This is a genomic window from Streptomyces cavernicola (assembly GCF_029968035.1).
GTDB lineage: Bacteria > Actinomycetota > Actinomycetes > Streptomycetales > Streptomycetaceae > Streptomyces > Streptomyces cavernicola.
In genome coordinates this window covers 308,740-334,020 of record NZ_JASCIQ010000001.1, presented here as the reverse complement: position 1 = coordinate 334,020, position 25,281 = coordinate 308,740, and the positions used below count along the sequence as shown (strand labels likewise).

20 protein-coding genes are annotated in these 25,281 nt (G+C 67.5%); 15 read left to right on the top strand and 5 right to left on the bottom strand.

Annotated elements, in window-relative coordinates; genetic code table 11:
- Positions 1–196: 196 nt before the first annotated feature.
- Positions 197–2,368, bottom strand: a complete 2,172-nt coding sequence (locus QIS96_RS01430; RefSeq protein ID WP_282540448.1) for a RecQ family ATP-dependent DNA helicase — start codon at positions 2,366–2,368, stop codon at positions 197–199.
- A gap of 132 nt (positions 2,369–2,500) precedes the next feature.
- Here QIS96_RS01430 and QIS96_RS01425 point away from each other — a divergent pair, with 132 nt between their 5' ends.
- The 12 genes from QIS96_RS01425 (at position 2,501) to QIS96_RS01370 (ending at position 17,159) form a co-directional block, all read left to right on the top strand.
- Positions 2,501–4,213, top strand: coding sequence for a DUF4192 domain-containing protein (locus tag QIS96_RS01425; protein WP_282540447.1), 1,713 nt, complete (start codon positions 2,501–2,503; stop codon positions 4,211–4,213).
- A 190-nt stretch (positions 4,214–4,403) separates the two neighbouring features.
- Complete coding sequence (locus tag QIS96_RS01420; protein WP_282540446.1) at positions 4,404–5,156, top strand: NUDIX hydrolase; 753 nt, start codon at positions 4,404–4,406, stop codon at positions 5,154–5,156.
- Between the two features lie 540 nt (positions 5,157–5,696).
- Positions 5,697–7,613 (top strand): ATP-binding cassette domain-containing protein, encoded by a 1,917-nt coding sequence (locus QIS96_RS01415; RefSeq protein ID WP_282540445.1) that lies wholly within the window; start codon positions 5,697–5,699, stop codon positions 7,611–7,613.
- A gap of 173 nt (positions 7,614–7,786) precedes the next feature.
- Positions 7,787–8,674 (top strand): FadR/GntR family transcriptional regulator, encoded by an 888-nt coding sequence (locus QIS96_RS01410; protein WP_282540444.1) that lies wholly within the window; start codon positions 7,787–7,789, stop codon positions 8,672–8,674.
- Between the two features lie 662 nt (positions 8,675–9,336).
- Positions 9,337–10,887: an RNA polymerase sigma factor gene (locus QIS96_RS01405; protein WP_282540443.1), complete on the top strand. Its 1,551-nt coding sequence runs from the start codon at positions 9,337–9,339 to the stop codon at positions 10,885–10,887.
- A 106-nt stretch (positions 10,888–10,993) separates the two neighbouring features.
- Positions 10,994–11,887: a tyrosine-type recombinase/integrase gene (locus QIS96_RS01400; RefSeq protein WP_282540442.1), complete on the top strand. Its 894-nt coding sequence runs from the start codon at positions 10,994–10,996 to the stop codon at positions 11,885–11,887.
- Positions 11,888–12,187: 300 nt separating this feature from the next.
- A complete protein-coding gene (locus tag QIS96_RS01395; RefSeq protein ID WP_282540441.1) occupies positions 12,188–12,460 on the top strand; it encodes a hypothetical protein in 273 nt (90 codons plus the stop codon).
- A 587-nt stretch (positions 12,461–13,047) separates the two neighbouring features.
- Entirely contained in the window at positions 13,048–13,251 is a 204-nt protein-coding gene (locus tag QIS96_RS01390; protein WP_282540440.1) for a helix-turn-helix transcriptional regulator, read from the top strand.
- A gap of 143 nt (positions 13,252–13,394) precedes the next feature.
- On the top strand, positions 13,395–14,621 hold the full coding sequence (locus QIS96_RS01385; RefSeq protein ID WP_282540439.1) for an AAA family ATPase: 1,227 nt from the start codon (positions 13,395–13,397) through the stop codon (positions 14,619–14,621).
- A gap of 297 nt (positions 14,622–14,918) precedes the next feature.
- Positions 14,919–15,104 carry a hypothetical protein gene (locus QIS96_RS01380; RefSeq protein ID WP_282512171.1) on the top strand — a complete coding sequence of 62 codons (186 nt, stop codon included), beginning with the start codon at positions 14,919–14,921 and terminating at the stop codon, positions 15,102–15,104.
- A 318-nt stretch (positions 15,105–15,422) separates the two neighbouring features.
- Positions 15,423–15,734, top strand: a complete 312-nt coding sequence (locus tag QIS96_RS01375) for a hypothetical protein (protein WP_282540438.1) — start codon at positions 15,423–15,425, stop codon at positions 15,732–15,734.
- Positions 15,735–15,980: 246 nt separating this feature from the next.
- Positions 15,981–17,159, top strand: a complete 1,179-nt coding sequence (locus tag QIS96_RS01370; RefSeq protein WP_282540437.1) for a phage major capsid protein — start codon at positions 15,981–15,983, stop codon at positions 17,157–17,159.
- A gap of 1,487 nt (positions 17,160–18,646) precedes the next feature.
- Here the strand turns inward: QIS96_RS01370 and QIS96_RS01365 are convergent.
- Positions 18,647–19,498, bottom strand: coding sequence for a helix-turn-helix domain-containing protein (locus QIS96_RS01365; protein WP_282540436.1), 852 nt, complete (start codon positions 19,496–19,498; stop codon positions 18,647–18,649).
- Between the two features lie 19 nt (positions 19,499–19,517).
- Positions 19,518–20,270: a DUF6879 family protein gene (locus QIS96_RS01360; RefSeq protein WP_282540435.1), complete on the bottom strand. Its 753-nt coding sequence runs from the start codon at positions 20,268–20,270 to the stop codon at positions 19,518–19,520.
- Between the two features lie 179 nt (positions 20,271–20,449).
- Here QIS96_RS01360 and QIS96_RS01355 point away from each other — a divergent pair, with 179 nt between their 5' ends.
- Entirely contained in the window at positions 20,450–20,671 is a 222-nt protein-coding gene (locus QIS96_RS01355) for a hypothetical protein (protein WP_282512159.1), read from the top strand.
- Between the two features lie 56 nt (positions 20,672–20,727).
- On the opposite strand, the gene QIS96_RS01350 is transcribed toward QIS96_RS01355, so the two are convergent.
- Entirely contained in the window at positions 20,728–21,039 is a 312-nt protein-coding gene (locus QIS96_RS01350) for a hypothetical protein (RefSeq protein ID WP_282540434.1), read from the bottom strand.
- 278 nt (positions 21,040–21,317) lie between these two features.
- Between QIS96_RS01350 and QIS96_RS01345 the strand changes: the two genes are divergently transcribed.
- Positions 21,318–22,256, top strand: a complete 939-nt coding sequence (locus tag QIS96_RS01345) for a S1 family peptidase (RefSeq protein WP_282540433.1) — start codon at positions 21,318–21,320, stop codon at positions 22,254–22,256.
- Positions 22,257–22,422: 166 nt separating this feature from the next.
- Here QIS96_RS01345 and QIS96_RS01340 read toward each other — a convergent pair whose 3' ends face one another.
- Positions 22,423–22,653, bottom strand: coding sequence for a DUF7455 domain-containing protein (locus QIS96_RS01340; protein ID WP_119102293.1), 231 nt, complete (start codon positions 22,651–22,653; stop codon positions 22,423–22,425).
- 468 nt (positions 22,654–23,121) lie between these two features.
- Between QIS96_RS01340 and QIS96_RS01335 the strand changes: the two genes are divergently transcribed.
- The gene (locus tag QIS96_RS01335) at positions 23,122–25,239 is read left to right on the top strand and encodes a DNA gyrase/topoisomerase IV subunit B (protein WP_282540432.1); all 2,118 of its coding nucleotides are present in this window, start codon (positions 23,122–23,124) and stop codon (positions 25,237–25,239) included.
- Positions 25,240–25,281 lie beyond the last annotated feature (42 nt).

The following is a 25,281-nucleotide window of genomic DNA, read 5'->3' as shown; positions in this document are numbered from 1 at the left end:
CACCTGCGGGCGGGGTCGGACGGTCGGGAGCGCACCGCGGCACAGCACTGCCGGACCACGGGCGAGCCGTGCAGGGAGCGAGCCCCAATTCTCGCCCGCCCAGCGGCACCAGGCAACGAGCAGTCGACGCCGTTGCCCGTAATCAGCGGGAGCGCCGCCTATATCCCTTCCCCCACAGCACCGTTCGACGCGTGACTCACGCCTGAATGGCCAGTACCAGCGGCAACACCCCCTCCGCAGCGGCCCGTCGGAGCAGCCGGGCGGCCATCGCGAGCGTCCAGCCGGTCTCGGTGAAGTCGTCAACGAGGAGCACCGGCCCGCCTCCCGTCTGCCGCAGCTGTACGGCCAACTCCTCCGGAACCGTCAACGTGCCGTCCAGGGCGCGCAGTCGCTGTGCACTGTTGCTGCGCGGCGGGCTCGACTGGTCCGCCCCCGGCACGTAGGCGAGCGAGCCGAGCAGCGGCATGCGGCCGACCGTGGCGATGTGACCCGCCAGGGACTGGATCAGCTGCGGCCGGGTCCGGGACGGCATGGCCACGACGCCGACCGGTCTGCGCAGGGCGCCGGGCTCGCCCGAGGCCCAACCGCCCGGCCCCTTCGCCCAGTCGGCCAGGACATCGACCACCGCACGCGCCGCATCGTCCGGAATCGGGCCGTCCGGGGCTTGCGGGCTGAGCATGGGGCGCAGCCGGTTGCCCCAGCCGATGTCGGAGAGCCGCCCCAAGGCCCGCCCGGTGCTGGCGAGTTGGTCGGCGGGGATCCGTCCCTTGAGGTCCATTCCCACGGCCGTGAGCCCGGTCGGCCACATCTTGCGCGGTTCCACCTCGACTCCGGCTCGGCCGAGTTCGCCCTTGGCCGCGTCGAGTGCGGCGGCGGACACCTTTGTCTCGAAGCGGGGCCCCGCGCAGTTGTCGCAGCGCCCGCACGGCACCGCCTCCTCATCGTCCAACTGGCGCCGCAGGAACTCCATACGGCACCCCGACGTCGTCGCGTAGTCCCGCATCGCCTGCTGCTCGGCCTCGCGTTGGCGGGCGACCCAGGCGTACCGCTCCGCGTCGTACGCCCAGGGTTGGCCGGTGGAGATCCAGCCGCCCTTGACCCGGCGGACCGCGCCGTCCACGTCCAGGACCTTGAGCATCGTCTCGAGCCGGGTCCTGCGCAGTTCGACGAGGGGCTCGAGGGCGGGCAGGGAGAGGGGGCGGCCCGCATGTGCCAACGTGTCCAGGGTCAGGCGCACTTGGGACTCGGGCGGAAACGCCACCGAGGCGAAGTACCGCCAGATCGCCTCGTCCTCCTTGCCCGGCAGCAGGAGCACCTCCGCATGCTCGACTCCGCGGCCGGCGCGGCCCACTTGCTGGTAGTAGGCGATGGGGGAGGAGGGGGAGCCGAGGTGGACCACGAATCCCAGGTCGGGCTTGTCGAATCCCATGCCGAGCGCCGATGTGGCGACCAGGGCCTTCACACGGTTGGCGAGCAGATCCTCCTCGGCCTGCTGGCGGTCCGCGTTCTCGGTCTTGCCCGTGTACGAGGACACGGTGTGCCCGCACTGCCGTAGGAACGCGGTGACCTCCACGGCTGCCGCGACCGTCAGTGTGTAGATGATTCCCGAGCCCGGCAGTTCGCTGAGGTGCTCGCCCAGCCAGGCCAACCTGCTCGCCGCATCAGGAAGTTCGAGCACCCCGAGGCTCAGGCTCTCCCGGTCCAGCGGGCCGCGAAGCACCAGGGCGTCCGAGCCCGCTCCTCCGCCCGTGCCCAACTGTTCGGCGACGTCCGCGGTGACGCGTGCGTTCGCCGTCGCCGTGGTGGCGAGGACCGGCACGCCGGACGGAAGGTCGGCCAGCATGGTGCGGAGCCGGCGGTAGTCGGGCCGGAAGTCGTGGCCCCAGTCGGAGATGCAGTGGGCCTCGTCGACGACGAGCAGGCCGGTGGCCGCGGCGAGGCGGGGGAGCACCTCGTCACGGAAATCGGGGTTGTTGAGGCGCTCCGGGCTCACAAGGAGCACGTCAACCTGGCCGTCCGCCACCTCGGCCTGGATCGTCTCCCACTCCTCGGTGTTGGACGAGTTGATCGTGCGCGCGTGGATGCCTGCACGCGCGGCTGCCTCCACCTGGTTCCGCATGAGCGCGAGCAGCGGCGAGACGATGACGGTGGGGCCGCCGCCCTGGGCGCGCAGCAATGCGGTCGCGACGAAGTACACCGCGGACTTTCCCCACCCCGTGCGCTGCACGACGAGGGCCCGCCGCTTGTCCGCGACGAGCGCCTCGATCGCCCGCCACTGGTCCTCGCGCAGCCGGGCGCGGCCGGTCTGGTCGCCGACGAGACGGGCGAGTACGGCGTCGGCCTCCGTGCGGAGTTCTTCGTTGCTCATGCGTCCATGCAACCCGATGGCTCTGACATTCGGCGAATGGGCCCGTCGACCTGTGGATAACTTATGACGTGTGCACGGTCAGGGTTATCCACAGCAAAACCGGAGCCCGGGAATCCGCGACAGAGTCCTGGCATGACGAATCACTTCGAAGCCCCAGACGGCTCTGCCAACCCGATGCCGACCAGGCCCGGACCGGCCGAACTCGCGGACGCTCTCCCCTACTTGATGGGCTTCCATCCCGACGACAGCGTGGTCCTCGCGGCCAGGCACCGCAGCGGGCTCGGCTTCGGCGGCCGCGTCCGGCTGGGCATTCCGGACGAGACGGAGGACTGGCCGGGGATCGCGGAGCAGCTGGTCGCCTGCCTCGTGGCCTGCAGCGAGAGTCACGTCGGACGGCCGGCCGGCATCGTCGTCTATCTCTGTCAGGACCCCCGCGAGAACGAGACCCCACAACAGACCATGGAGAGGCTACGGCCGCTCGCCGCGGCACTCCTGGCAACTTGCGGCAGCCACGGGATCAAGGTCGAGGAGGCCCTCTGCCTCTCCGCAGGCCGCTACTGGTCGTACGTCTGCCCAGACGCCCGCTGCTGTCCGCCCACGGGAACCCCGATGGCCCTGCCGGGCACGTCCGTCACCGCGGCGGCCGCGACGTACGCGGGACTTCCCATGCCCGGCAGCCTGCATCAGATGCAGGACCGGTTCGCACCCCCGCGCGGGGCGGCCGCGGAGAGTCGGAAGAGCGCACTCGACGCGGCCGCATCGGCGCTGGTCCCTCGCATGATCATGGACGATGACGGCGATCGCGTCGCCGAGGAGACCTTGGAGTCTGCGGCACGCATCATGGAGAGGCTCCGAAAGGCGCCTCCTTCGGGCGGGACGCTGGAGTCCGACCGCCGGGACGACCAGCTGATCGGGGACAGGGAAGGCGCCGATCTGCTCCTCGGTCTGCAGGTGCGTGAGACTCGGGACAGGGCGGCCGAGTGGATGGAGGGCGAAGAGGCCGCCCTCGCACTGCGTCTCTGGCGAGCACTCGCGCGCCGCTGCGTCGCGCCGTACATGGAATTCGCCGCGGCGCCGCTGTCGCTTGCGGGCTGGGTGGCTTGGTCGCTCGACGACGAACCCGAGGCTCGGGTCGCGCTGGGCCTCGCCCTTGATCTCGACCCTCGCTACACATTTGCTCAACTCCTGCATCACGCCTGCAATCAGGGGCTGGACGTGGAGGAGGTCCGTCGCTGTTTGCGTGCCGAACTGCGGGGTGCTCAATCCGCTTCCGCGCACAAGGCTCGCTCGAAGAGCGCGGCGCGGGAGCGTGCGCATGGCCGGGGTGCTCAACTCACCCTGCCGTACGAGCAGTCGGTGCCGGATCAGAAGAAGAAGCGCTGCACACACCGGCGCTCGACAACGGAATCCCCGAGTGCTGCCGCCGGCCCCACCGACCTGGCCGGTTCACCCGCGGAACCGGCAGCGCCCGGTCAGCCGCGGACCTCGCCGGCTGAGCCGGAGTCGTCCAAGGAGGGCGGTGCCGAGGCCGCTGCGCGTCCAGCGCATCACCTGCCGCGTGCAGCGGGGTCCAAGTCGAGGCGTCCCGCCTCCGCCGGATCAAGGGCTCGGCGCAGGGCTCGGCCGCGCCCCGGCGGGCGGAGTGGCGTACCGCTGCCCCGACGGCTTCGCCGAAACCTGATCATGCCGCCGGCGGCCAAGTCGACGAAGTGGGCCGACGCCCCGGCTGTCGGTTACCGGCCGGACGACCGAAGCTCCCAGAGCGACCCGGCGCGTGGATCCGGCGGCTCCCGATCCTCGAAGGGAGGTGAGAAGGGAGGTGATCAGAAGCGTGGGCGTCAGTGACCGGTGAGGCGGACAGTAACGACTGGTGAGACGCGCTCGGGTGGTTCGGACCTAAGGGCGGCAGTGAGAGGGAAAGGAGCGGCGGCAAGGGGGCGGGAATCGGCCACCATGCGTCGGCGCTCGGTCGGATGATCACTGACGAAGTAGCGAAGGGAGTGTTTATCGTCAGGCAGACGACTATGATCACGGCATGTCGCCCTACGACCCGTCGGCCTTCCCGCCCTTTGCTGTCACCGTCGACCTGGTGGTGCTGACTGTGCGTCGGCATTCCCTCTGCGCGTTGGCGGTCCGGCGGGGTGAGGCGCCCTTTCAGGGGCGCTGGGCGCTCCCCGGTGGATTCGTGCGGGCTGACGAGGACCTGGCGATGGCCGCCGCCCGGGAGCTGGAGGAGGAGACCGGTCTGTCTGCGCACGACCCGGGAACGCCTGCCCCGGATCCGGGCAACGGAGCACACCTCGAGCAGCTCGCCACGTACGGCGATCCGAAGCGGGACCCTCGTATGCGGGTCGTGAGCGTCGCGCATCTCGCGCTGGCGCCGGACCTGCCCGCTCCCAAGGCGGGCGGGGACGCGCACAGCGCGCGGTGGGCGCCGGTCGAGACGTTCCTCGAGCCGGAGGACGAGGAGACGGGAGCGCTCGCCTTCGACCACGCGCAGATCCTCGCGGACGGCGTGGAGCGGGCTCGGTCGAAGATCGAGTACTCGTCGCTTGCCACAGCGTTCTGCCCGCCCGAGTTCACGGTGGGTGAGCTGCGCAGGGTGTACGAGGCCGTGTGGGGTGTCGCGCTCGACCCGCGGAACTTCCACCGCAAGGTGACCGGCACGCCGGGGTTCCTGGTGCCCACGGGCGGAACCACCACACGCCAGGGCGGCCGCCCCGCCCAGCTGTTCAGGGCCGGCGGAGCCACACTGCTCAACCCGCCGATGCTGCGCCCCGAGGTCTGACCCCCTGACCGAGGTCTGGTCGCCACGAGCCTCCATCGTTCGGTGAACTGCCATGTCAGGGCACCGCAATGCGTCGCCTTCACCAACTGCCGAGCCTGCCTGCCCTCAAACGGCACCAACCTTTCGCTCAACTCCGTAAAGGCCAGGCGAGGCTGAACCCAGCGCTATGTCTTGGCTGGGGTGCCCTCACGCCCTCACGCCCTCATGTCGTCACGCCTTCTTGTCGTCACGCTCTCGCGTGGCTGGGCTCGTAGCTCTCGCCTCCTTCTCTGTGGCGTCGTACGGCGGTGGGCAGCCTGCCGTCACGCCTCGCGCATCACGGCCCGTGCGGTGTGCGAATTGCGCCGTACACATGGGCGAACTCCTGGGCGTACAGGACCAGCTGAGGGTGGGTGATGGGCACACCCGGGACGCCGAATTTGACCGAAAAGCCGGAAATGGAGGGTTATCTTGCTGAAGTACTCACGGGGTCTGTCCGTCCCCGATCAGGCGGACTGCCCACCGGCCGCCGAGCGGTCGCCACTTTCCGCGAGAGAAGCGATGATCCAGGCAACCGGATTGACCAGCAATCCCCGTCGGGACCTGCCGCCCGCTGTCGACGACGTGTCTTTCGACGCGAGGTCCGGCCAGGTCACGGCCCTGCTCGGCGGCGCCGACGCCGGCACGAGCGTGGTCCTGCGACTGATGCTCGAACTGCAACCCGGCCGTGGCGTCACGTACTTCAGGGGGCGACCGCTGCACCGCATCGCGCATCCCGCACGTGAAGTAGGTGTGCTTCTCGGCGAGGTGCCGGGGCACCCGGGACGCACCGCGCGAGGTCAACTGCGCATGCTGTGCGCGGCCGCAGGCGTTCCCGTGTCCAGGGCGGACGAGGTGCTCGAAGTCGTCGGCCTCGTCAGCCTCCGCGATGAGCGCCTCGGCAACCTGTCGCGCGGAATGGACCGCAGGCTCGGCCTGGCGTGCGCACTGCTGGCCGACCCGCACACCCTTGTGCTCGACTCGCCCGCCGACGGCCTCTCCGCCCGTGAAGGCAGCTGGATGCACACCATGCTCCGGGCCCACGCGGAGCAGGGCGGCACCGTGTTGTTCACGACGAGCGATGCCAAGGAGGCGGCGGAGGTCGCCGACCGCGTCGTCACGATCGAACAGGGCAAGCTGGTGGCGGACCAGGAGGTCGAGGACTTCTCGCGTACCCGGCTACGGCCTCGCGTCGCCGTCCGTTCCCCGCATGCCGCACGGCTCAGTGTGCTGCTCACCAAGGAGGCGCGCGCGGGCAGGCGTTCGCTGGAAGTGGTCCGTGAGGACGGCAACAGGCTTTCGGTGTACGGAAGTAACTGCGCCGAAGTGGGGGAGACGGCCTTCAAGCACGGGGTGCTCATTCACCAACTCGCCGATGAGATCGGAGACTCGGGCCCGGCCCGATCCTCCCTCGCGACGGAGCCGAGGGCGTCGACGGAGCAGTCAAGGTCGAAGGGGGCGAAGGGGGCAGCAGTGCCCTCCGGCCCGATCGGCTCTGCCGGGGCACCGACACCGACCGGCCACGCACAGGCTGATCAGGACGCGCACAACACAGCCCCCGCCACCCCGACATCCGTTCTCGACAAGTTCAGAAAACTCACGGCAGGGGCAACTCAAGGCCGAGGAGCGGAACTCCCGCTCCTCCCGCCACCCATCACGGCCCGCCCTGCCCGCAGCCCGCTGCGTCCCCTGCGCTATGAGGTGCGGCGGGCCGCCGGTATCAGTACCGGCTATGTGACGGCGCTCCTGGTCGTCGCAGTCTCCGCGGTCATGGCGATCTTCCTGGCCAGAACCGGTCACACCCCGCTGCCCCGGACGCTTGCGGCCTGGCCGTACGAACTCCCGCTCGCCCCGGCCGCGATGGGGGCGGGGCTCCTCGGTGCGCTGTCGTTCGGGGACGAGTTCCGGCACCCCGCCCTCGCCGCCGATCGCGGCTCCGTACCGCGAAGACTCGGCCTGCTCGTCGCCAAGCTCATGGTCTGCGCGGTCGTTGCGGTGCTGCTCGCCGTGATCACCATCCTGGGTGACGGGCTGGTGCTGCACGTCGTGTATGGCGAGGAAGTGACGCGGCTCCCGGTCGACTGGCCTGCTATGGCGGCGAGTTGGCTCACGCTCAGCGTCGCCTGCTCCTGGGCGGGGCTCCTCGCGGCAGGCGTCTTCCGGTCCACCACAGCGGGCTTGGCGGCGCTCCTCGCTGTACCCATCGTGCTCGTGCCCGTGGTGGAGAGGTTGCTGACCGAGCCGGCGGCGCGGTCCGCGGCGGGCCTGCCGGAAAGGCTGCGTGAGGTGACGATCGTCCAATGGCCCGCCAAGGGAGACCGGTTCGTCGCGGAGCTGGTGCACATGATCGCTCAACCCGTAGGCAGCGCACTGCTGTTGAGTCTGGCCGCACTGCTGTGCGCGTACCTCCTGACGGGGCTGCGAAGCAGAGCGCGATAGTGCCGTGCCGCGCTTTCCCTTGCAGCGCTTGTGCACAACTGCCCGCAGGATTACGGGAGGAGAGTCGTTTCTGTCGGATAAGGCGTCAATTGCGGCGAGGTAGGCGATCACCCTTTCGTGTGCTTTTCACCAAAGACCTCAAGGGGGTTGAGCGCTGAGCCGACAAAAGATCCGTGAGTACCCTTGCGCACACCATGATGACCGCCGCCCGCTCCGCCGACACCGGCCTCGCAGGACCGGGCGAACTCGACCGCTACCCCTACGCGGAGGCCCACGCCACCGGCCGCGTCGGCGTTCCCTCCTGGGAGAGTTCGGATCCCGATCTGAACCGCGCCGGCCGGCGCGCTGCGGGCAGCCGCGGCCGCGGACTGCACGGCCAACTCGTCCAGCAACTCGGCCAGATGATCGTTTCCGGCGACCTGGGGGCGGACCGCCCGCTGGTACCCGAGGAGATCGGACAGCGTTTCGAGGTGTCCCGCACCGTCGTCCGCGAATCGCTCCGCGTCCTCGAGGCCAAGGGGCTGGTGAGCGCCCGCCCCAACGTCGGCACGCGCGTGCGACCGGTCAGCGACTGGAACCTGCTCGACCCGGACATCATCGAATGGCGCGCCTTCGGCCCGCAGCGGGACGACCAGCGCCGAGAACTGAGCGAGCTGCGCTGGACGATCGAGCCGTTGGCCGCCCGCCTCGCAGCCGGGCACGGCCGTGAGGACGTACAGCAGCGCCTGGTCGACATGGTCGAGATCATGGGGCACGCCCTCGGGCAGGGTGACTCCGTCACGTTCGCCCGCGCGGACGCCGAGTTCCACTCGCTGCTCATCCAGGTCGCGGGCAACCGCATGCTGGAGCACCTCTCCGGGATCGTCTCGGCCGCGCTGCAGGTGTCCGGAGGTCCGGTGACCGGCTGCGACCGGCCCACCGAGTCGGCCGTCGCGCACCACGCGCGCATCGTCGAGGCCCTCGGCGCCGCGGACGGCGTCGGCGCCGAGACCGCGATGCGTCAATTGCTCACCGTCCACCCGGACGTGGAGCGTGTGGTCCCGGCCCCCCGCGAGCACTGAACTGCCCGCGCGACGCGTGCGCCAGGTGCGTACGGCGGACACGAAGGCGACCGCGTATCCCTTCCGCGCTCACGTTCCGTGCGGCATCGTGCACGCCAGGTCGCACGGACGGGCCGAGCTCTCGTGCCGAACGACAGGAAGCCGTGGGTCGGCAGTGCGCTCCCGCTGCGCGTCCCGGCCGCGTGGCTCTGCCGTCGGCCCGTACCCAGGGCGGAGCCGTACGGGTGAGGGAACTGGTGTCGGCGGCGGTCGGGCCGGCGGAGTCGTTCAGGGGAGCGGGTCGCAGTGGCGGAGCCGTCGGGGCCCGGGTCGGGTCCGGCGGCCCGCAAGCGTGAAGCCCCGTCCCGCCCGGACTCGGGGCGAAACAGGAGTGCGGCGCTCGGCTTTGGGCACCCGTATCTGAGGGCGTATGTCTCATAGCTGTTGTTATCGATGGTTACGGGATGTGACTCGGGCCACGCAGATTGGGCGTAACGCTCCTCGGGGTAGCGCGATGACCTAAGAGGTGACAGCCGAGGAGGGAATACAGCCGCCGCTCGCGGCGCTGTAGCAGCTCTGACGCCCCCGCCCGTGCCGTCGGCCAATTCCCAGCCGTCGGTAGTCGGCTCCGGTCCACAGTGGACGGGGCCGGAAGCCGTTTCCATCGTTCCGAGAGGTTGTTCGTGTCGGCCAGCACATCCCGTACGCTCCCGCCGGAGATCGCCGAGTCCCAGTCTGTGATGGCGCTCATCGAGCGGGGAAAGGCTGAGGGGCAGATCGCCGGCGATGACGTGCGTCGGGCCTTCGAAGCTGACCAGATTCCGGCCACTCAGTGGAAGAACGTTCTGCGCAGCCTCAACCAGATCCTCGAGGAAGAGGGTGTGACGCTGATGGTCAGTGCCGCGGAGTCGCCGAAGCGCCCCCGCAAGAGCGTCGCAGCGAAGAGTCCGGCCAAGCGCACCGCCACCAAGACCGTGGCGGCCAAGACGGCGACCGCGAAGAAGGCCACGGCGACCACCGCCGCGTCCGTCTCCGCAGCCGCAGAGACGACGGCCGAAGAGGCCGCCCCCGCGAAGAAGGCCGCCGCCAAGAAGACGACGGCCAAGAAGACGACGGCGAAGAAGACCGCCGCGAAGAAGACGGCGGCGAAGAAGACCGCCAAGAAGGACGACGACCTGCTCGTCGCCGACGAGCCGATCGAGGAGACCCCGGCCCCGGGCAAGCCCGGCGAGGAAGAGGAGGGAACCGGCGGCGAGGCCAAGGGTTTCGTCCTCTCCGACGACGACGAGGACGACGCGCCTGCGCAGCAGGTCGCCGTCGCCGGCGCCACCGCCGACCCGGTCAAGGACTACCTCAAGCAGATCGGCAAGGTTCCGCTGCTCAACGCCGAGCAGGAGGTGGAGCTCGCCAAGCGCATCGAGGCCGGACTGTTCGCCGAGGACAAGCTGGCCAACGCCGACAAGCTCGCCCCCAAGCTCAAGCGTGAGCTGGAGATCATCGCCGAGGACGGCCGCCGCGCCAAGAACCACCTCCTGGAGGCCAACCTCCGTCTGGTGGTCTCCCTGGCCAAGCGCTACACCGGCCGCGGCATGCTCTTCCTGGACCTGATCCAGGAGGGCAACCTCGGTCTGATCCGCGCCGTCGAGAAGTTCGACTACACCAAGGGCTACAAGTTCTCCACGTACGCGACGTGGTGGATCCGTCAGGCCATCACCCGCGCCATGGCCGACCAGGCCCGCACCATCCGTATCCCGGTGCACATGGTCGAGGTCATCAACAAGCTCGCGCGCGTGCAGCGTCAGATGCTCCAGGACCTGGGCCGCGAGCCCACCCCGGAGGAGCTGGCCAAGGAACTCGACATGACCCCCGAAAAGGTCATCGAGGTCCAGAAGTACGGCCGCGAGCCCATCTCCCTGCACACCCCGCTGGGCGAGGACGGCGACAGCGAGTTCGGTGACCTCATCGAGGACTCCGAGGCCGTCGTCCCGGCCGACGCGGTCAGCTTCACGCTCCTCCAGGAGCAGCTGCACTCCGTGCTCGACACCCTGTCCGAGCGCGAAGCGGGCGTCGTCTCCATGCGGTTCGGTCTCACCGACGGTCAGCCGAAGACCCTCGACGAGATCGGCAAGGTGTACGGCGTGACGCGTGAGCGCATCCGTCAGATCGAGTCCAAGACCATGTCGAAGCTCCGTCACCCGTCGCGCTCCCAGGTGCTGCGCGACTACCTCGACTAGGTCAACCCCTACAAGACGCCCCTGGCCTGCGGATTCGTGGGTCAGGGGCGTTTTTTCTAGCAGCACAGCGCTTCTACTCCAGATATCACGGGCGTAGGCTGAGGCCATGGATAGTTCGGACATTTCAGATTTTCTGGACTCGTGGACGCTGCACCTGGCCGCCGAGCGTAAGTCGGCCCAGACGATTAAGACCTACGGAGACGGCGTCCGCGCCTTCCTCCGATGGGCAGTGCGGGTTGGCGCTGAGCCCCGGCTCGACAGGCCTACCGTCAACGCATTCATAGCGGGGCTGATCGCAGACGGGGCTGAGGCGGCTACCGCCCGCAGTCGTCAGCTTGCACTGCGGCGCTTCTCTGCCTGGCTGGCCGACGAGGGCGAAATCAGGGCGGATCAGCTCGTGACCCTGAAGCCACCCAAACTCGACGACAAGGTCGTCCCTGCACTCAACGATGAGCAGTTGAGGGCCTTGACCAAGGCTTGTGCGGGCAGGGATCTGCGTGACCGTCGGGATGAGGCCATCGTGAGGTTCATGGTCGAGACGGGTGCGAGGGCAGGGGAGGTCATCGACATGACCATGGGCGACCTTGACCTGAAGCAGGGCACGGCCGTCGTCCGGCGCGGCAAGGGCGGCAAGGGCCGGGTGGTGCCCTTCGGCGATCAGACCGCTCGGGCGTTGGACCGGTACCTACGCATCCGCCGGACCCATCGGCTCGCCCAGACGCCAGTGGTGTGGCTCGGGGACCGGGGGAAGGGTTTCACCTATGACGGGCTGTACGAGGCGCTCAAGCGCCGGGCAGCGGTAGCTGGCATCGAGGGCTTTCACCCTCACGTGCTCCGCCACACGACAGCCGGACGGTGGTTGGCGGCAGGGGGGTCTGAGGGCGGGCTGATGGCCATGGCCGGATGGTCCCGCCGCGACATGATCGACCGCTATACCCGCGCCACCTCCGAGCGCCGGGCAGCTGAAGAGGCGCGGCGGTTGAACCTGGGGGACTTCTAGGCGCGACACAAATGCGCAAAAGGAAGATCTTGCAGGAATCGCTTGGGGGTGCTGTGCGCTGTGCTTCTCTTGAAGTAACCCCCGGCACAGCGCCGGGGGTCCGGTACCTCCAGGCCGGGGCCGCTTTAGTGACGGCGAGGCCGAACTGGAGGCCGTCCAGTCCGCCACGGAAGAGCGGTAACCCCGGAGCTACGACGGGGGACGGGTCTCTGGCGCACGATCGCAGCCCGCGCGAGGGCCGGTGCGGGGCATAGTGCCACTGCCGCCGCAGGAACACTTCACGCCTGGAGTAGTCCTGCGATGACGCCCGAGCAGCACCGTATGCGTGCACAAATCGCCGCCCACACCCTGTGGGCCAATTGCAATGATCCTTCCGCCCACACCGAGCCCGCCCGCCGGGCCTTCCTCGAACGATTCGAGCGCGAGGTCGACCCCGATGGCGTTCTCACAGCGGATGAGCGCCTGCGCCGCGCCGAACACGCGCGTAAAGCGCACTTCAAGCGGCTAGCCCTGGCCAGCTCCAAAGCTCGTGCTGCCAGGGCCGCTGCCCGCCGGGGTGGTGAAGCGGCGTGAGCATGGAAGAGGGGCCTGGCGAAAGGCCCCGGATCATCCCGCGCTGTACTGGGCCGTCCAGGTGCTGCGGGACGAAGGGCTGAGCCGGGCAGGAGGCGGGGGATGCGGTCTGGCCTGTCGTGTCGTCGTGGCCGTGCTCGAAAGGGCCGTGGACCGTGGCCAACGCCGGGGCAACCCCTTCCAGCCCGAGAGGCTGCACCCCGAGGGAGTCGTCGCAGCCGCGCGATGGGGATGATCGATCTGGTTGAACCCGCCCCTTGTGAACCGCCTGTTCAACCTCAACATTGGCGAGGTCCAGGACTTCCTGGACCTTGCCCACACCCCAAGGGTCTGATCATCTGCACTGGCAAGCATTTCCACGGGCAGACCCGCTGACCAGGGCGTTCTTTAGGTCGGTCAATCTCTTCAAGCACGACACCGACTTCCACGAACTTCACGCACAGCCCGGCTGACCAGGGCGTTTAGTCCGCAGGCGACCCACGTGATCTACCTGAACGCCCCCAGAGCGGGCTGTCTTGTCGCGGCCCTATGTCTTCCTTGTCCCTAGAGATCCGGAAGGTACCGGACAGGATAGGAAGACCCTTCCGATGGAAAAGATGATCACGGTTCAGGAGCTGGCAGACGCGCTGAACGTCTCCGTCAAGACGATCTACGAGTGGAACTCGCTGGGCACCGGCCCGGCCTACGTGAAGGCAGGCGGCGGAGTCCGCTTCCGTCCGTCAGAAGTCGAACGGTGGCTCAACTCGCGCCCCATAGCGCCGCGTTCCCGAGCACACCATGACCGGCGGTGAAGCGCCGAACCCCCTCGCAGAAGCCATAGGCGACCTCTCAGACGCCCAACTCCGCCGCCTGGCAGCACTGCTGCGGCTCGGCAGGGAAAGGCCCGCAGACGGCGACGAGGACGGGTGACCCCATCCCCTGAGACCCGCAGGAAGTGACCGATGGACTGATGCAAGACACAAAGAAAGACGCCCCGGCGGACCAGACCGAGGCGTCCCGTAATGACCACAACAACGCCAATGTACCGCAGCCCTTCCCTGCCGAGCTGGCAGAGCTTGCCTGGGATTACGACCAGTCCCTTCAGGCACTGCCGGACTCCGACGAGGAATGGAACCGTGAGTACGCCAGGAATCGCGCCAGGTGGGCGAACCGGGTGCCCCGGCAATGGTGTTCTCTCTGTGTTCTCTACAAGGAAGCGCTAGCCCCGCCCGTCGCTGACCTGGCCTGGCATCCGGTCGAGTCCTTCTGGGTCTGCGCGGCCTGTAGGGACGAACTGTTCCCCAACCCGGCCGACATGGACAGCTTCCTGGATTCCCAGGACCCCGAGTACGACTGGCTCGTGCCGGGGCTGTTGGAGCGTGGAGACCGGCTCATGCTCACCGGCCCCGAGGGCAAGGGAAAGTCAACGCTGCTCCGTCAGATAGGAGTACGGATCGCATGCGGCATGCATCCCTTCGCAGGCGACCAAGTTTCCCCGGTGAAGGTGCTGTTCTACGACTTGGAGAACAGCGAGTCACATTTCCGAAGGGAGATGCGGAAGTTGAGGCTGGCAGCCGGCGAGCGGTGGATCGGACCCAACATGAAGCGAGTGAACCGGCCGCAAGGACTCGACTTCAACAGCGACGGCGGCGACATCCTCAATGATGAAGTGGCCAAGCACAAACCGGATGTGCTCATCGTGGGGCCCCTGTACAAGATGATTGCCGGAGACCCGAACAGCGAAGAGCAAGCCCGGCCGGTAGCACTGAAACTCGACAGTATCCGCACCGAACACGGATGCGCCGTGCTACTCGAAGCACACTCACCGCACGCATCCAACGGCGGCAAACGCCCAATACGGCCAGCAGGATGGTCGGGGTGGATGCGATGGCCCGAGTTCGGTATCCACATCGATGAACACGGCGTCGTCAGCCACTGGCGAGGCATGCGCGACCAGCGCGACTTTCCGAGCATGCTCAACAGGGGCGGGAAGTGGCCGTGGTCAATCGGCTCAGGTCCACGCGATGAACTGTGGGCGCGCATCGCGAAGGAGTGCGACGGGAAGCTCTCGCGCCCATCAGAGCGGGATCTTGAGAAAGCCATCGGAGCACCCAAAACGCGCATCCACAGGGCCATCGAAGAACACCGCACCGAATGGGACAAGTTCCCCCACTCTGGGTGACAAAAGCCCAGGTCAGGGACGTGGACCACCTCAACTGCCCTTTGTTTCAAGGGTAGTTACTAGCCGACCAAGGGGTGGTCCACCTGGTCCAAGAGGTGGTCCACCACAGAAAACCGCAGGTCAGATGCCTGTTGATCTTAAAGTGGACCACTTTTCTGGTCCACTTTCGACAAAACCGCAGGTCAGACGGGGTGGCCCACCTGGTCCCCCTACGGGGTGGGCCCTACGCGGACCGCGCCCACCCGTGGGGGCTATCGGAGCCCGCACACGAGGGTGGATGGATCGAAAGGAAGACTCATGAGCGAGGAGATAGATCTCGCCGAGCTGGTCGCCCAACTGGACGCCGACCCGCCCAGTGCTGCCGCCGCTCTGCCGGACTTCGAGGACCCGGCGACAGCCAGGCCCGAGGAGTGCAACTGGTGCCACGAGTACGAACTCGTCGGCTCCCACGCTCCGGCCTGCCCGAACCGCCGCCGAGGGTGAGGTCGCCCCAATGCGTACTGAGCGATTCCGCGAAAACCCCTCTCCACGGCCCTGTGCGCCCGTCTGCGGGGTGAATGGGGGTGGCCGAGGGTAATGGGGCCGGGGTTGGGCTTCAGGGCTCCCTGAAGCCCGCCTGGCATCCGCCGCGTGGTCGCTGTTGGCGCTCGCCCGAGGCAAAGATCTCCCCTGGCAGTTAAACCGACCTGGCAGACAGACCTGCGATAGCAGGGCTGGACGCCGTTGTTCCAACTGCCAACGTTCCAAGACCACCCCTCTGGGTGCCCTCAAGCTGGACGCCCCAACCCGAAAGGAACCGCCATGACCACGATCCCCGACTTTCCTCCTGCACCCGCCCCCGGTGAACTCGTCCTCGCGGCCTTCAAGCGGTACCAGCTCACACAAGACGACTGGGCGCGTTTCACGCGAGGCGTGGATGCGTACGTCAAGAATTGGCGACAGGTCTTGAAAGCCCGCAAGGAGGCTGGCAGTGACGTCTACATCTCTCCGGCGTGGGAGAAGCCCCTGTCAGAGCAATTCACGCACGAATCCCGAAGGCTCAAAGGAATAGGGCAGCCTGAATGGAGGCTCTGGGACACCTATGCCCGCGAATTCGCCCTCGCTGGAATGTGACCCGCCCTATTCCGTTCTCTCGCTCTAATCGGTATTATCAAATTCGAGCGCTGGGAACGCTTCATGGTGAGGCTGGGGGCCGTCGCGACCACGACGGCCCCCAGCCTGCCCCGGCTGGACGGCCAAGGGCCCACGAGACCCCCACACCCTCAACCCCCGGTAGCTGGGCGGCTATCGCCGCAGCCGATGACTGGGCGGTCCTCGGAATGCGAACCAACACACGCACTCCAGAAAAGGACAACGGTCATGGATTTCCCCGCACTGCGAGCCGTTCAGGAAGAACTCGCGGCCCTGCTCGATGAGGCCCGCACCGAGGACGGCGGCCACGATGTCGCCAAGATCCGGAGCATCACCGGCACCAACGCCGAGAAGCTCGCGAAGATCAAGCAGCTCAACGCCCGATTCGTCGAACTCAAGGCCGTAGGCCAGGCCGCTGAGAACACCGGCGGCCACATGTCGTCCGGCGACGGCGCACGGTCCTACGAGAGGGAGAGCTTCCATCTGGGCGGCATCAAGGGATCGGCCCCCAGCATCGGCCAGGGAGCCCGCCAGTGGGCGCAGGAGGCCGCCCAGACGCTCACCAAGGCCGCCGAGCAGCACGGCGTCAAGGCACTTACCTCCGGGGCCGTGGACGCCCCCACGATGGTCCGCACGGGCCTGTTCGCCATGCCGACCAACCCGGCCCGGCTGCTCGACCTCATCGTTGACCGGCAGCAGATCCCCGGCAACGAATTCGAGTTCCTGCGCCAGACCGTCCGCACGGACAACGCCGTCGCCGTAGCGGACAGCGCAACCAAGCCCACGTCGATCTACACCGTGACCTCGGTACAGGACCGGGTGAGGGTGTATGCGCACCTGTCCGAGCCGACCCCGCTCCGACTCTTCGCGGACCACAAGGACCTTTCCGGGTTCCTGGAGTCGGAGATGTCGCGGGGCGTCCTCGACAAGCTGGAAGCCGACATCGTCAGCGGCGCCGTGGCGTCTGAGAACGTCGTCGGCATCCTCAACACTGCGGGGGTCGGGACGACCGCGTTCCTCACCTCCGTGCCGATCACACTCCGGAAGGCCCGCACGGCGATGGAGAGCGCCCACGAGGCCCCCACGGCATGGGTGCTCAACCCGGCCGACGCCGAGGGGCTCGATCTCCTCACCACGGCCGACGGCGAATACCTGGTGGACTCGACGGCGTACGCGAACATCTTCGGGAACATCCCCAAGGTCGTCTCGACAAGTGTCCCCGCCGGTACGGCACTTCTGGCCGACTGGTCCCAGTGCCGGCTCGTGGTACGCCAGGACACGACGATCGACGCCGACGGCTCCGGGGCCCTGTTCGAGACCAATCAAATCAAACTCAGGGCAGAGGGAAGGTTCGGCTTCGCTGTACAGCGTCCGGCCGCGTTCCGGATCGTCGACCTGGCGCCGTAATTGGGTAACGCCCCGCACAGCCGGGGGCTCCCTTCAAAGGGCCCCCGGCTTCCGTATGACCCACAGATTGTCGAACCGCCATGGAAACTGTGGCGTTACTCAAGCGGAACTGAAACTGGGCTACGCGTGCATGGACCGCGACCATTTCGCGGCCCTGTATCCGGGCTCAACCAAACACCACACACAGGCAGCTCGAAGCCGAAGTGACGCTGTGACGACAGCGGTTGCCTGGCCGAGCTGGACGCCTGCCGACGTGCGGCAGCCTGAGCCACCCCACCACCCGTACCCGCCAGGGCGGTGGGCCCCCGGTGCCCCGGTGTGTGCCGTGTCCCCCCGCTGCCTGTGCCCCTCGCTCCCACACCTGACCTTGTGTGAGACAGCAACCACAAAGAAGTTCGAAACCTCAGCCAGCGAATAGCTCGAAGGTAAGCAGGAGACCAAAGGGAAATGGCAAGGTGTCGCGGAAACGGCGAGACTTGCGGAAAAGGAGCATTTCACAAGAGATGTAATCGCCAATTGCTCTGAATTCCCGAGTCACCCCGAAGTCCCATTGCGCTTGCGCCAGGACCGGTGTCCCATGCGCAGCCAAGGAATCCCTTTTCGGTGTCGCAGGTGTTGCCGAATTTCGAAAGCTAAGGTGCCGGTACCGGAAGAACTGCAACAAGGTGAAATCGGTGCCCCCTGCAATCCAGTCTCGCGCGGGAAAAGTATCCGCACCCCAGGCCTGCATAAACAGTGCATGGATATGCAGGGTCTAGGGGGGTGGGTGTGCGGCCATTATGCGTAGCCTGGTTGACCCCGCCCCTGTGAATCGCTTCTCTCCCTATATTCGCCCATGGAGCAAAATCCCAGGTCAAGTGCACCGTATATTCATGCGAATATCGCACATTGGCTAGATGCGGAGGGTGTCATGATGCAATGCGCCGAGTGTCGAAAGTCTTTCGATGGGCGGAAGGGGCAGAAATACTGCCGGGAGCTTGAATGTGTGCGGGCCCGGCGTGCCAGGATCTACCGCGACTGGTACGCCAATGCTCGCGCCAACGGTATGCCTCCTCGGGAAACCGGCGTCGTTCCTTGCGCGGGATGCGGGAGGCCTTGCCTGGGTGGAAAGGGGAGTCTTCCGGAAGGATTTCGCCGTTGCCGGGAATGCAGGCGGGCGCTCAAGTGAATGTCGAGGACGGGATTCCCATCGCCTTGACGAATTTCCTGGATGCTCAAATCAAGCTCGCTGAGAATGTAGAGTGCCCATTCTCGATGTTCGTTCCTCAATGTCCTTTCCTCTGTCCATCCCTTCTCTTTGTTTGCGATGTATTCGGACAGCGGGCGCTCGTTGACGCTTTCGAGGATTCGGCACAGCTCACTGCCGGTCGGTTCTCGGTCATGGGGCCACGATGTGCCCTCAATGCCCTGCCCGGCACGTCGAGTTCCGCCTCGCAGGGCCCGCCAGCGGAGGACGGCTGGCTGGAGGTCTTCACCGACGCTGTAGCTCAGGGCGTGCCGAGTTTCTGGCGCGCCTCGTGGATGACCTGTTGGGCGTCTGTGCCGTACACGGCCGAGCGGCTGAAGGTCTCCCAGACGCGCTGGTACAGCGCGATGGTGTCCGCGTCGTCCAGCCACAGTTCGGCGTGCCAGTCCTCGGCGATGACCAGCCGGTCATCGAAGATCCAGAAGGGATTTCCGGGTGGGAGTTGTAGGGAGCCGGTCTGCGGGACGATCCCGAGGTGGACGGTGTCCATGCCGATGACGCCCAGGAGTCGGTCCAACTGGGCTGCCATGACGGGGCGTGGGCAGACCTGGGCCCGCAGCGCGCCCTCCCACATCAGCAGGTTCAGCCGCTTGCCCCGCTGGTATAGCCATTCCTGCCGCATGATGCGGGCCCGGACAGCGTCGTCCGCGTCCCGTGGCGAGTTCTGGAGTGACGCGTATCCCTCGAAGACGTGCCGGGCGTACTCGGCGGTTTGGAGCAGGCCGTTGACCGCGTTGTTCTCCCACACGGTCAGGGTGTTGGAGCCGTCGACCAGCGCGTTCCAGGTCTCCTGCACGGGTCGATGTCCGCCTGCGAGTTGCCGCCGCCATGAGCGGATGTGGCTTTCGAAGCCCTTCAACCGGCCGTGCAGTTCCTGGAATACATCGGGCTGCCCGGTGGCGTCCGCCCAGGCGCGGATGTCGTCGGCCGTCGGGGTCTGCTTGCCGTTCTCCAGCTTGCTGATCTTCGACTGTGGCCAGCCCAACTGCGCGGCCAGCCGGGTACCAGTGAGCCGTCCGTGAGGGCTCTCCTCGCGCAGCTCGCGGAGCCTGCGCCCCAGCTCTGCGCGTGCCTTCTGATAGTCCGTGCTCACCGGTACCCGATCTGCCTGCCTACTCGCCCAGCCCTGCCGCGAACTCCCGGTAGGGGACGGCGTGATGCCATGCCGTGTCGCGGGTCACGTTGCAGCGGACCACCTCAGCCGGCTCGGTGATCAGCTCCACGTCCACGAGCTGGTCGTCGTCATCGAACCGCAGGGCGGCCACGACCCGGCTGTCGAACAGCCACCAGTCGCGATGGCCGTTGGAGATCAGGCGTCGGTCGGCTTCCGCGCGCGTGAGGATGCGGATGTCCTCCCCGAGCGAGGCGTTCCGCTCGGCGTTGTTGAGCAGGTAGAGCTGACCGGTGGTCGGCGGGCTGTCGACGATCCGTACCCGTTCCACCCGCTTGCCCTGGGCGATCTGAGAACGGATCAGTTCGCAGTACGGATCATTCGGGTCCCAGTCGACAGTGCCGGCCGCGGTGAACTGCCGGTAGGTGTCCGTCTGTTCGTCGCTGGCATAGCGACGGCGTGTCTCCAGTCGCCACGCGGTGTGCTGGAAGACCCGGAACAGCTCCTCGAACTGGTCCAGGCTGATGATCTTCGCCTTGCGGGTCTTGTCCTTGGGCGTCCAGTCGGCCAGCACCTCGCGCGGTACGACGACGGCCGTCTCGCCCTCCGACAGGTGTTGGAGCTGGGCGATGTCCTCGGGGTCGGTGAGCGGCGGACCGTGGACGATCACCTCTCCGCTGTCGATGTCCTCATGGACGGACGGGCACCCCGTACCCCCGCTGCCCGTCCCGTTGAAACGCAGCCTGCGTGCCATGCAGTCACCCCTCGTGCCGCTTGTGGAAGCCCTGGCCAGACAAGGGTGTCCGTGATCGCAGGCGAATGTCGAGGCATCCCGGGGCACGGCGGGAGAATATTCGAGAATACTTCCCGCCATCCCCAACTCCCGCTTTCTACGGTCGCGTTCACAGGCCCGCAGAGAGCTGGGAGACCCCGATGGCTACCACGAAGCACAAGACCACCCCCGAGCCCGTCATCGAGCTTCCGATCGGGTTCGAGGCCTGGCTGCTCGATTGCGTCCCAGTGCCTCTCTGCGGGGTGTGCGCGGCCAACCACAACCAGATGACCGAAGCGAGGGAGAAGGGCGACATCAGGATCGCGGCACGGCACGCCTCGGAGATCCGCTCCCATGCCAGTGGCGCGCACGACAGGGCGTGACCACGCACGACAGAGCCCCGGAGTCGTCCGCCGATGCGACTCCGGGGCTCTCAAGATCACTGGCTGGTGAGCGGCGTGAGCCAGTTCGGGTGGTCGAGCGCGGAGACCGCCGCCGCCCAGCGCCGCTCACCCTCGTCGGCCGCTTCCAGGAGCCGCTCGGCGAGCTTCCGGGCTTCCTCCGGAGAGTACGAATCGACTGACCCCCCGGCCTCCCTTGCTACCAGGATCTCCGGTGCTTCCATGAGGACCCAGCCCGACGAGTCGGAGCGCTCGTCGTTGCGATCCTGACACTCCCACTGTGCGTCGACCACGAAACGGTCGGCGTCGTCGGAGGCAACCCAGGTGCCCGGATCTTCGAGATGTCCCATGGAGATCACCACTCATCTCAAGCCAAGATATTTCGTGGCCTGCGCTTCCTGCCGACCTGCATTGATGCCGATCGAGCACAGCGCTCACACGTCCATACTGCGCGACTACCTCGACTAGGTCGCAGACAGTCCGTACGAGGCAAGGGCCCGGATTCCGTGAGGAGTCCGGGCCCTTCTTCGCGCGCGCACGCCCTCTCCGTGCACCGATGCGCGGGTGCGGAGCGCGCGTCAGTGGTCGACGCTGAGCGAGTCAATGCAACTCAGCGTCAGGAGAACGCATGCGTCGTGGTCCCTTCGTCAGAGCGCTGTCGGGCTTACTCGTCCCGCTGGCGGCGGCAGTTGTGCTGCCCCTGACCGCGCCTGCTCCGGCGGTTGCCGACGGAGTGGTGGTCGGAGGCCGGCCGGTCCAGGTCGCCGAGCATCCGTGGGTGGTGGCCGTCGCGAGCCGTGACCGGTTCGGAGGTACGCGGTCGGGGCAGTTCTGCGGCGGCGCTGTGGTGGGCCCGAGCACCGTGCTCACGGCCGCGCACTGCATGAGCGAGGACGTGCTCGGGGTCCCGCCCAGCCGCGTGCCCGACCTGAAGGTCGTCGCGGGGCGCGGCGATCTGCGGACCGACACCGGAAGCGAAGTCACCGTGAGTCGAGTGCGGGTGAACGAGGAGTACGACAACCTCACCAACGCCGGAGACGTCGCGGTCCTCACCCTCGCCAAGCCCCTGCCCGAGGCGTCCGTGGTCTCCATGGCGGACGCGGGCGACGCCGCATACCAACCCGGAACGGAGGCCTCGGTGTACGGCTGGGGCGACACGACCGGCGACGGTGACTACGCGCGTACGCTGCGTGCCGCGCGCGTAAAGGTGTTGGCCGACAGCGTCTGCGAGCAGGCCTACCCCGGCAGCGCCGACGGAAAGTACATGGCCGACTCCATGCTGTGCGCGGGGGAGCCGGCCGGCGGTCGGGACGCCTGTCAGGGCGACAGCGGCGGGCCGTTGGTGGCGCGTGGGCGGCTGATCGGCCTGGTGTCGTGGGGGAGCGGCTGCGGTCAGGCGGGCAACCCCGGTGTCTACACGCGGATCTCCGATGTGCTGCCGCTGGCGTCGCAGGCGCAGACGACGGAGGAGCCTCCGGTGGCGCCGGAGCAGCCCTCGGTGGCGGAGCAGCACCCCGCGACGGAGCAGCTTCCGGCGGAGACGCCCATCGCGCCCCAGCCGAACTAGCCGCCCAGCAGCCAGGGTTGCAGCGCTCCGCACGGTAGTCGGGACGCTGCGCTGGGTAGTTGGGGGCGGTGTTGCGGGATGTACGAGAGCGGGCGGTCACCCCCGTCGGGGTGGCCGCCCGCAGTGCCGGCCCTGGGCCGGTGCTGGCTCGTCGTGATGCGAAGTGTCAGCGTTCCTCGTCGTTGGCGCTTGCCGGGGCGGCCGTCAGCCGCTCCGTCTCGTCCTGTATCTCAGCGGCGATCTTCTTGAGTTCCGGCTCGAACTTGCGACCGTGGTGGGCGCAGAAGAGCAGTTCACCGCCGCTCAACAGGACGACGCGCAGGTATGCCTGGGCGCCGCAGCGGTCGCAGCGATCAGCGGCCGTCAGGGGGCTCGCGGGGGTCAGAACAGTAGTCACGTCGCCTCTTCTCTAGCTCGACGAGCTGTCGTACCAGGGTCAACATCCAACCAGGCCGAAAACGTTCCCGCTCACGGCTTTTCCTCGAAATTTTCTTCCGAGGCGGCTGACTGCTGCCGGTTGGCGGCGAATGTGCCGTATTACGTCTTCTACGGTTTTCGCGTGGGTTTGCAGAGTCTTGCTTGCCGTCTTCAGTTGTGGTCCAGCTCTGTCCTCCCCGACCCAAGGTGCGGCCGGTTGTTCATGAGGACGTGCCCGGAGCCTAAATGGTTCATGCCTGCTTGGGAACGTGATGTGAGCATCACCCCATCGAGGGATCGAACATCCTTACGACCCTGGACTAGGGTTGGTTCCAGTCGAGGGTGGCGTTACATCGGCTCTACCAGGCCTCGGTACCCTCTGAGCGGCGACCGATGCCGACCCTCTCTCCAGGGGGTCCCAACAGAAATTCAGCGAGGAGCGAAACGCGTGACCGCCGAGACGTCCGTGTCGTCCACAGAGCTGCTTTCCGGGGCAGACCGGGACGGTTCCAACTACACCGCGCGGCACCTGCTCGTCCTCGAGGGGCTCGAAGCGGTACGCAAGCGTCCGGGCATGTACATCGGATCGACCGACAGCCGCGGTCTGATGCACTGCCTCTGGGAGATCATCGACAACTCCGTGGACGAGGCCCTGGGCGGGCACTGCGACCACATCGAGGTGATCCTCCACGAGGACGGTTCGGTGGAGGTGCAGGACAACGGCCGCGGCATCCCCGTGGACGTCGAGCCCAAGACCGGCCTCTCCGGTGTCGAGGTCGTCATGACCAAGCTGCACGCCGGCGGCAAGTTCGGCGGCGGCTCGTACGCGGCCTCCGGCGGTCTGCATGGCGTGGGCGCCTCGGTGGTGAACGCGCTCTCGGCCCGGCTCGACGTCGAGGTCGACCGCAGCACCGTGCATTCGATCAGCTTCCGCCGTGGCGTCCCCGGCAAGTTCACCGGCGAGGGCCCGGAGGCAGACTTCGAGGCGGGCCGCGGCCTGACCAAGGGCAAGCGCGTCCCCAAGGGGCGTACGGGCACGCGTGTGCGCTACTGGGCGGACCGTCAGATCTTTCTGAAGGACGCCAAGCTCTCTCTGGAGAACCTGCACCAGCGCGCCCGCCAGACCGCGTTCCTGGTGCCGGGCCTGACCATCGTGGTGCGCGACGAGCGTGACCTCGACGGGATCGGCAAGAGCGAGGAGACCTTCCGTTTCGACGGCGGCATCAGCGAGTTCTGCGAGTTCCTCGCCACGGACAAGCCGATCTGCGACGTGGTGCGTCTGTCCGGCGAGGGCACGTTCAAGGAGACCGTGCCGGTTCTCGACGACCGCGGGCACATGACGCCCACCGAGGTCACCCGCGAGCTCGGCGTGGACATCGCGCTGCGCTGGGGCACGGGCTACGACGCGACGATCAAGTCGTTCGTGAACATCATCGCGACGCCCAAGGGCGGCACCCACGTCACCGGCTTCGAACGCTCCGTGACGAAGACGGTCAACGAAGTCCTGCGCACACAGAAGCTGCTGCGCGTCGCCGAGGACGACATCGTCAAGGACGACGCCCTCGAAGGCCTCACCGCGGTCGTCACCGTGCGGCTCGCCGAGCCGCAGTTCGAGGGCCAGACCAAGGAGGTCCTCGGCACCTCGGCGGCCAACCGGATCGTGGCCAACGTCGTCGCCAAGGAGCTCAAGACCTTCCTGACGTCCACCAAGCGGGACGCCAAGGCGCAGGCGCGGGCCGTCCTGGAGAAGGCCGTCGCCGCCGCGCGTACGCGTATCGCCGCCCGTCAGCACAAGGAGGCGCAGCGCCGGAAGACCGCCCTGGAGTCCTCCTCGCTGCCCGCGAAGCTCGCCGACTGCCGCAGCGACGACGTGGACCGCAGCGAACTGTTCATCGTCGAGGGCGACTCGGCGCTCGGCACGGCCAAGCTGGCGCGCAACTCCGAGTTCCAGGCGCTCCTTCCGATCCGCGGCAAGATCCTCAACGTTCAGAAGGCGTCCGTCTCGGACATGCTGAAGAACGCCGAGTGCGGCGCGATCATCCAGGTCATAGGAGCCGGGTCCGGGCGGACCTTCGACATCGACGCCGCGCGCTACGGCAAGATCATCCTGCTCGTCGACGCCGATGTGGACGGCGCGCACATCCGCATCCTGCTGCTCACGCTCTTCCAGCGGTACATGCGGCCGATGGTGGAGGCCGGCCGGGTCTTCGCCGCCGTGCCGCCGCTGCACCGGATCGAGCTGGTCCAGCCGAAGAAGGGCCAGGACAAGTACGTCTACACGTACTCGGACAACGAACTGCGGGCCACGCTCCTCGAGTTCGAGCGCAAGGGCGTGCGCTACAAGGACTCGATCCAGCGCTACAAGGGCCTCGGTGAGATGGACGCGGACCAGCTCGCGGAGACCACCATGGACCCGCGGTACCGCACGCTGCGCCGGATCAACATCAGCGATCTGGAGTCCTCCGAGAAGGTCTTCGACCTGCTGATGGGCAACGAGGTGGCGCCCCGCAAGGAGTTCATCACCAGCTCCGCCGCCACACTCGACCGCTCGCGCATCGACGCCTGAGCGCGCCCGTACCGAGCGCCCGCCCCACGGGCCCGCCTCCGC

What these genes read in the sequence shown, in the direction of transcription:
- QIS96_RS01430 (WP_282540448.1), bottom strand. Translation starts at nt 2,368, where the DNA reads ATGAGCAACGAAGAACTCCGCACGGAGGCCGACGCCGTACTCGCCCGT.
- QIS96_RS01425 (WP_282540447.1), top strand. Translation starts at nt 2,501, where the DNA reads ATGACGAATCACTTCGAAGCCCCAGACGGCTCTGCCAACCCGATGCCG.
- QIS96_RS01420 (WP_282540446.1), top strand. Translation starts at nt 4,404, where the DNA reads ATGTCGCCCTACGACCCGTCGGCCTTCCCGCCCTTTGCTGTCACCGTC.
- QIS96_RS01415 (WP_282540445.1), top strand. Translation starts at nt 5,697, where the DNA reads ATGATCCAGGCAACCGGATTGACCAGCAATCCCCGTCGGGACCTGCCG.
- QIS96_RS01400 (WP_282540442.1), top strand. Translation starts at nt 10,994, where the DNA reads ATGGATAGTTCGGACATTTCAGATTTTCTGGACTCGTGGACGCTGCAC.
- QIS96_RS01395 (WP_282540441.1), top strand. Translation starts at nt 12,188, where the DNA reads ATGACGCCCGAGCAGCACCGTATGCGTGCACAAATCGCCGCCCACACC.
- QIS96_RS01390 (WP_282540440.1), top strand. Translation starts at nt 13,048, where the DNA reads ATGGAAAAGATGATCACGGTTCAGGAGCTGGCAGACGCGCTGAACGTC.
- QIS96_RS01380 (WP_282512171.1), top strand. Translation starts at nt 14,919, where the DNA reads ATGAGCGAGGAGATAGATCTCGCCGAGCTGGTCGCCCAACTGGACGCC.
- QIS96_RS01375 (WP_282540438.1), top strand. Translation starts at nt 15,423, where the DNA reads ATGACCACGATCCCCGACTTTCCTCCTGCACCCGCCCCCGGTGAACTC.
- QIS96_RS01370 (WP_282540437.1), top strand. Translation starts at nt 15,981, where the DNA reads ATGGATTTCCCCGCACTGCGAGCCGTTCAGGAAGAACTCGCGGCCCTG.
- QIS96_RS01360 (WP_282540435.1), bottom strand. Translation starts at nt 20,270, where the DNA reads ATGGCACGCAGGCTGCGTTTCAACGGGACGGGCAGCGGGGGTACGGGG.
- QIS96_RS01355 (WP_282512159.1), top strand. Translation starts at nt 20,450, where the DNA reads ATGGCTACCACGAAGCACAAGACCACCCCCGAGCCCGTCATCGAGCTT.
- QIS96_RS01350 (WP_282540434.1), bottom strand. Translation starts at nt 21,039, where the DNA reads ATGGGACATCTCGAAGATCCGGGCACCTGGGTTGCCTCCGACGACGCC.
- QIS96_RS01345 (WP_282540433.1), top strand. Translation starts at nt 21,318, where the DNA reads ATGCGTCGTGGTCCCTTCGTCAGAGCGCTGTCGGGCTTACTCGTCCCG.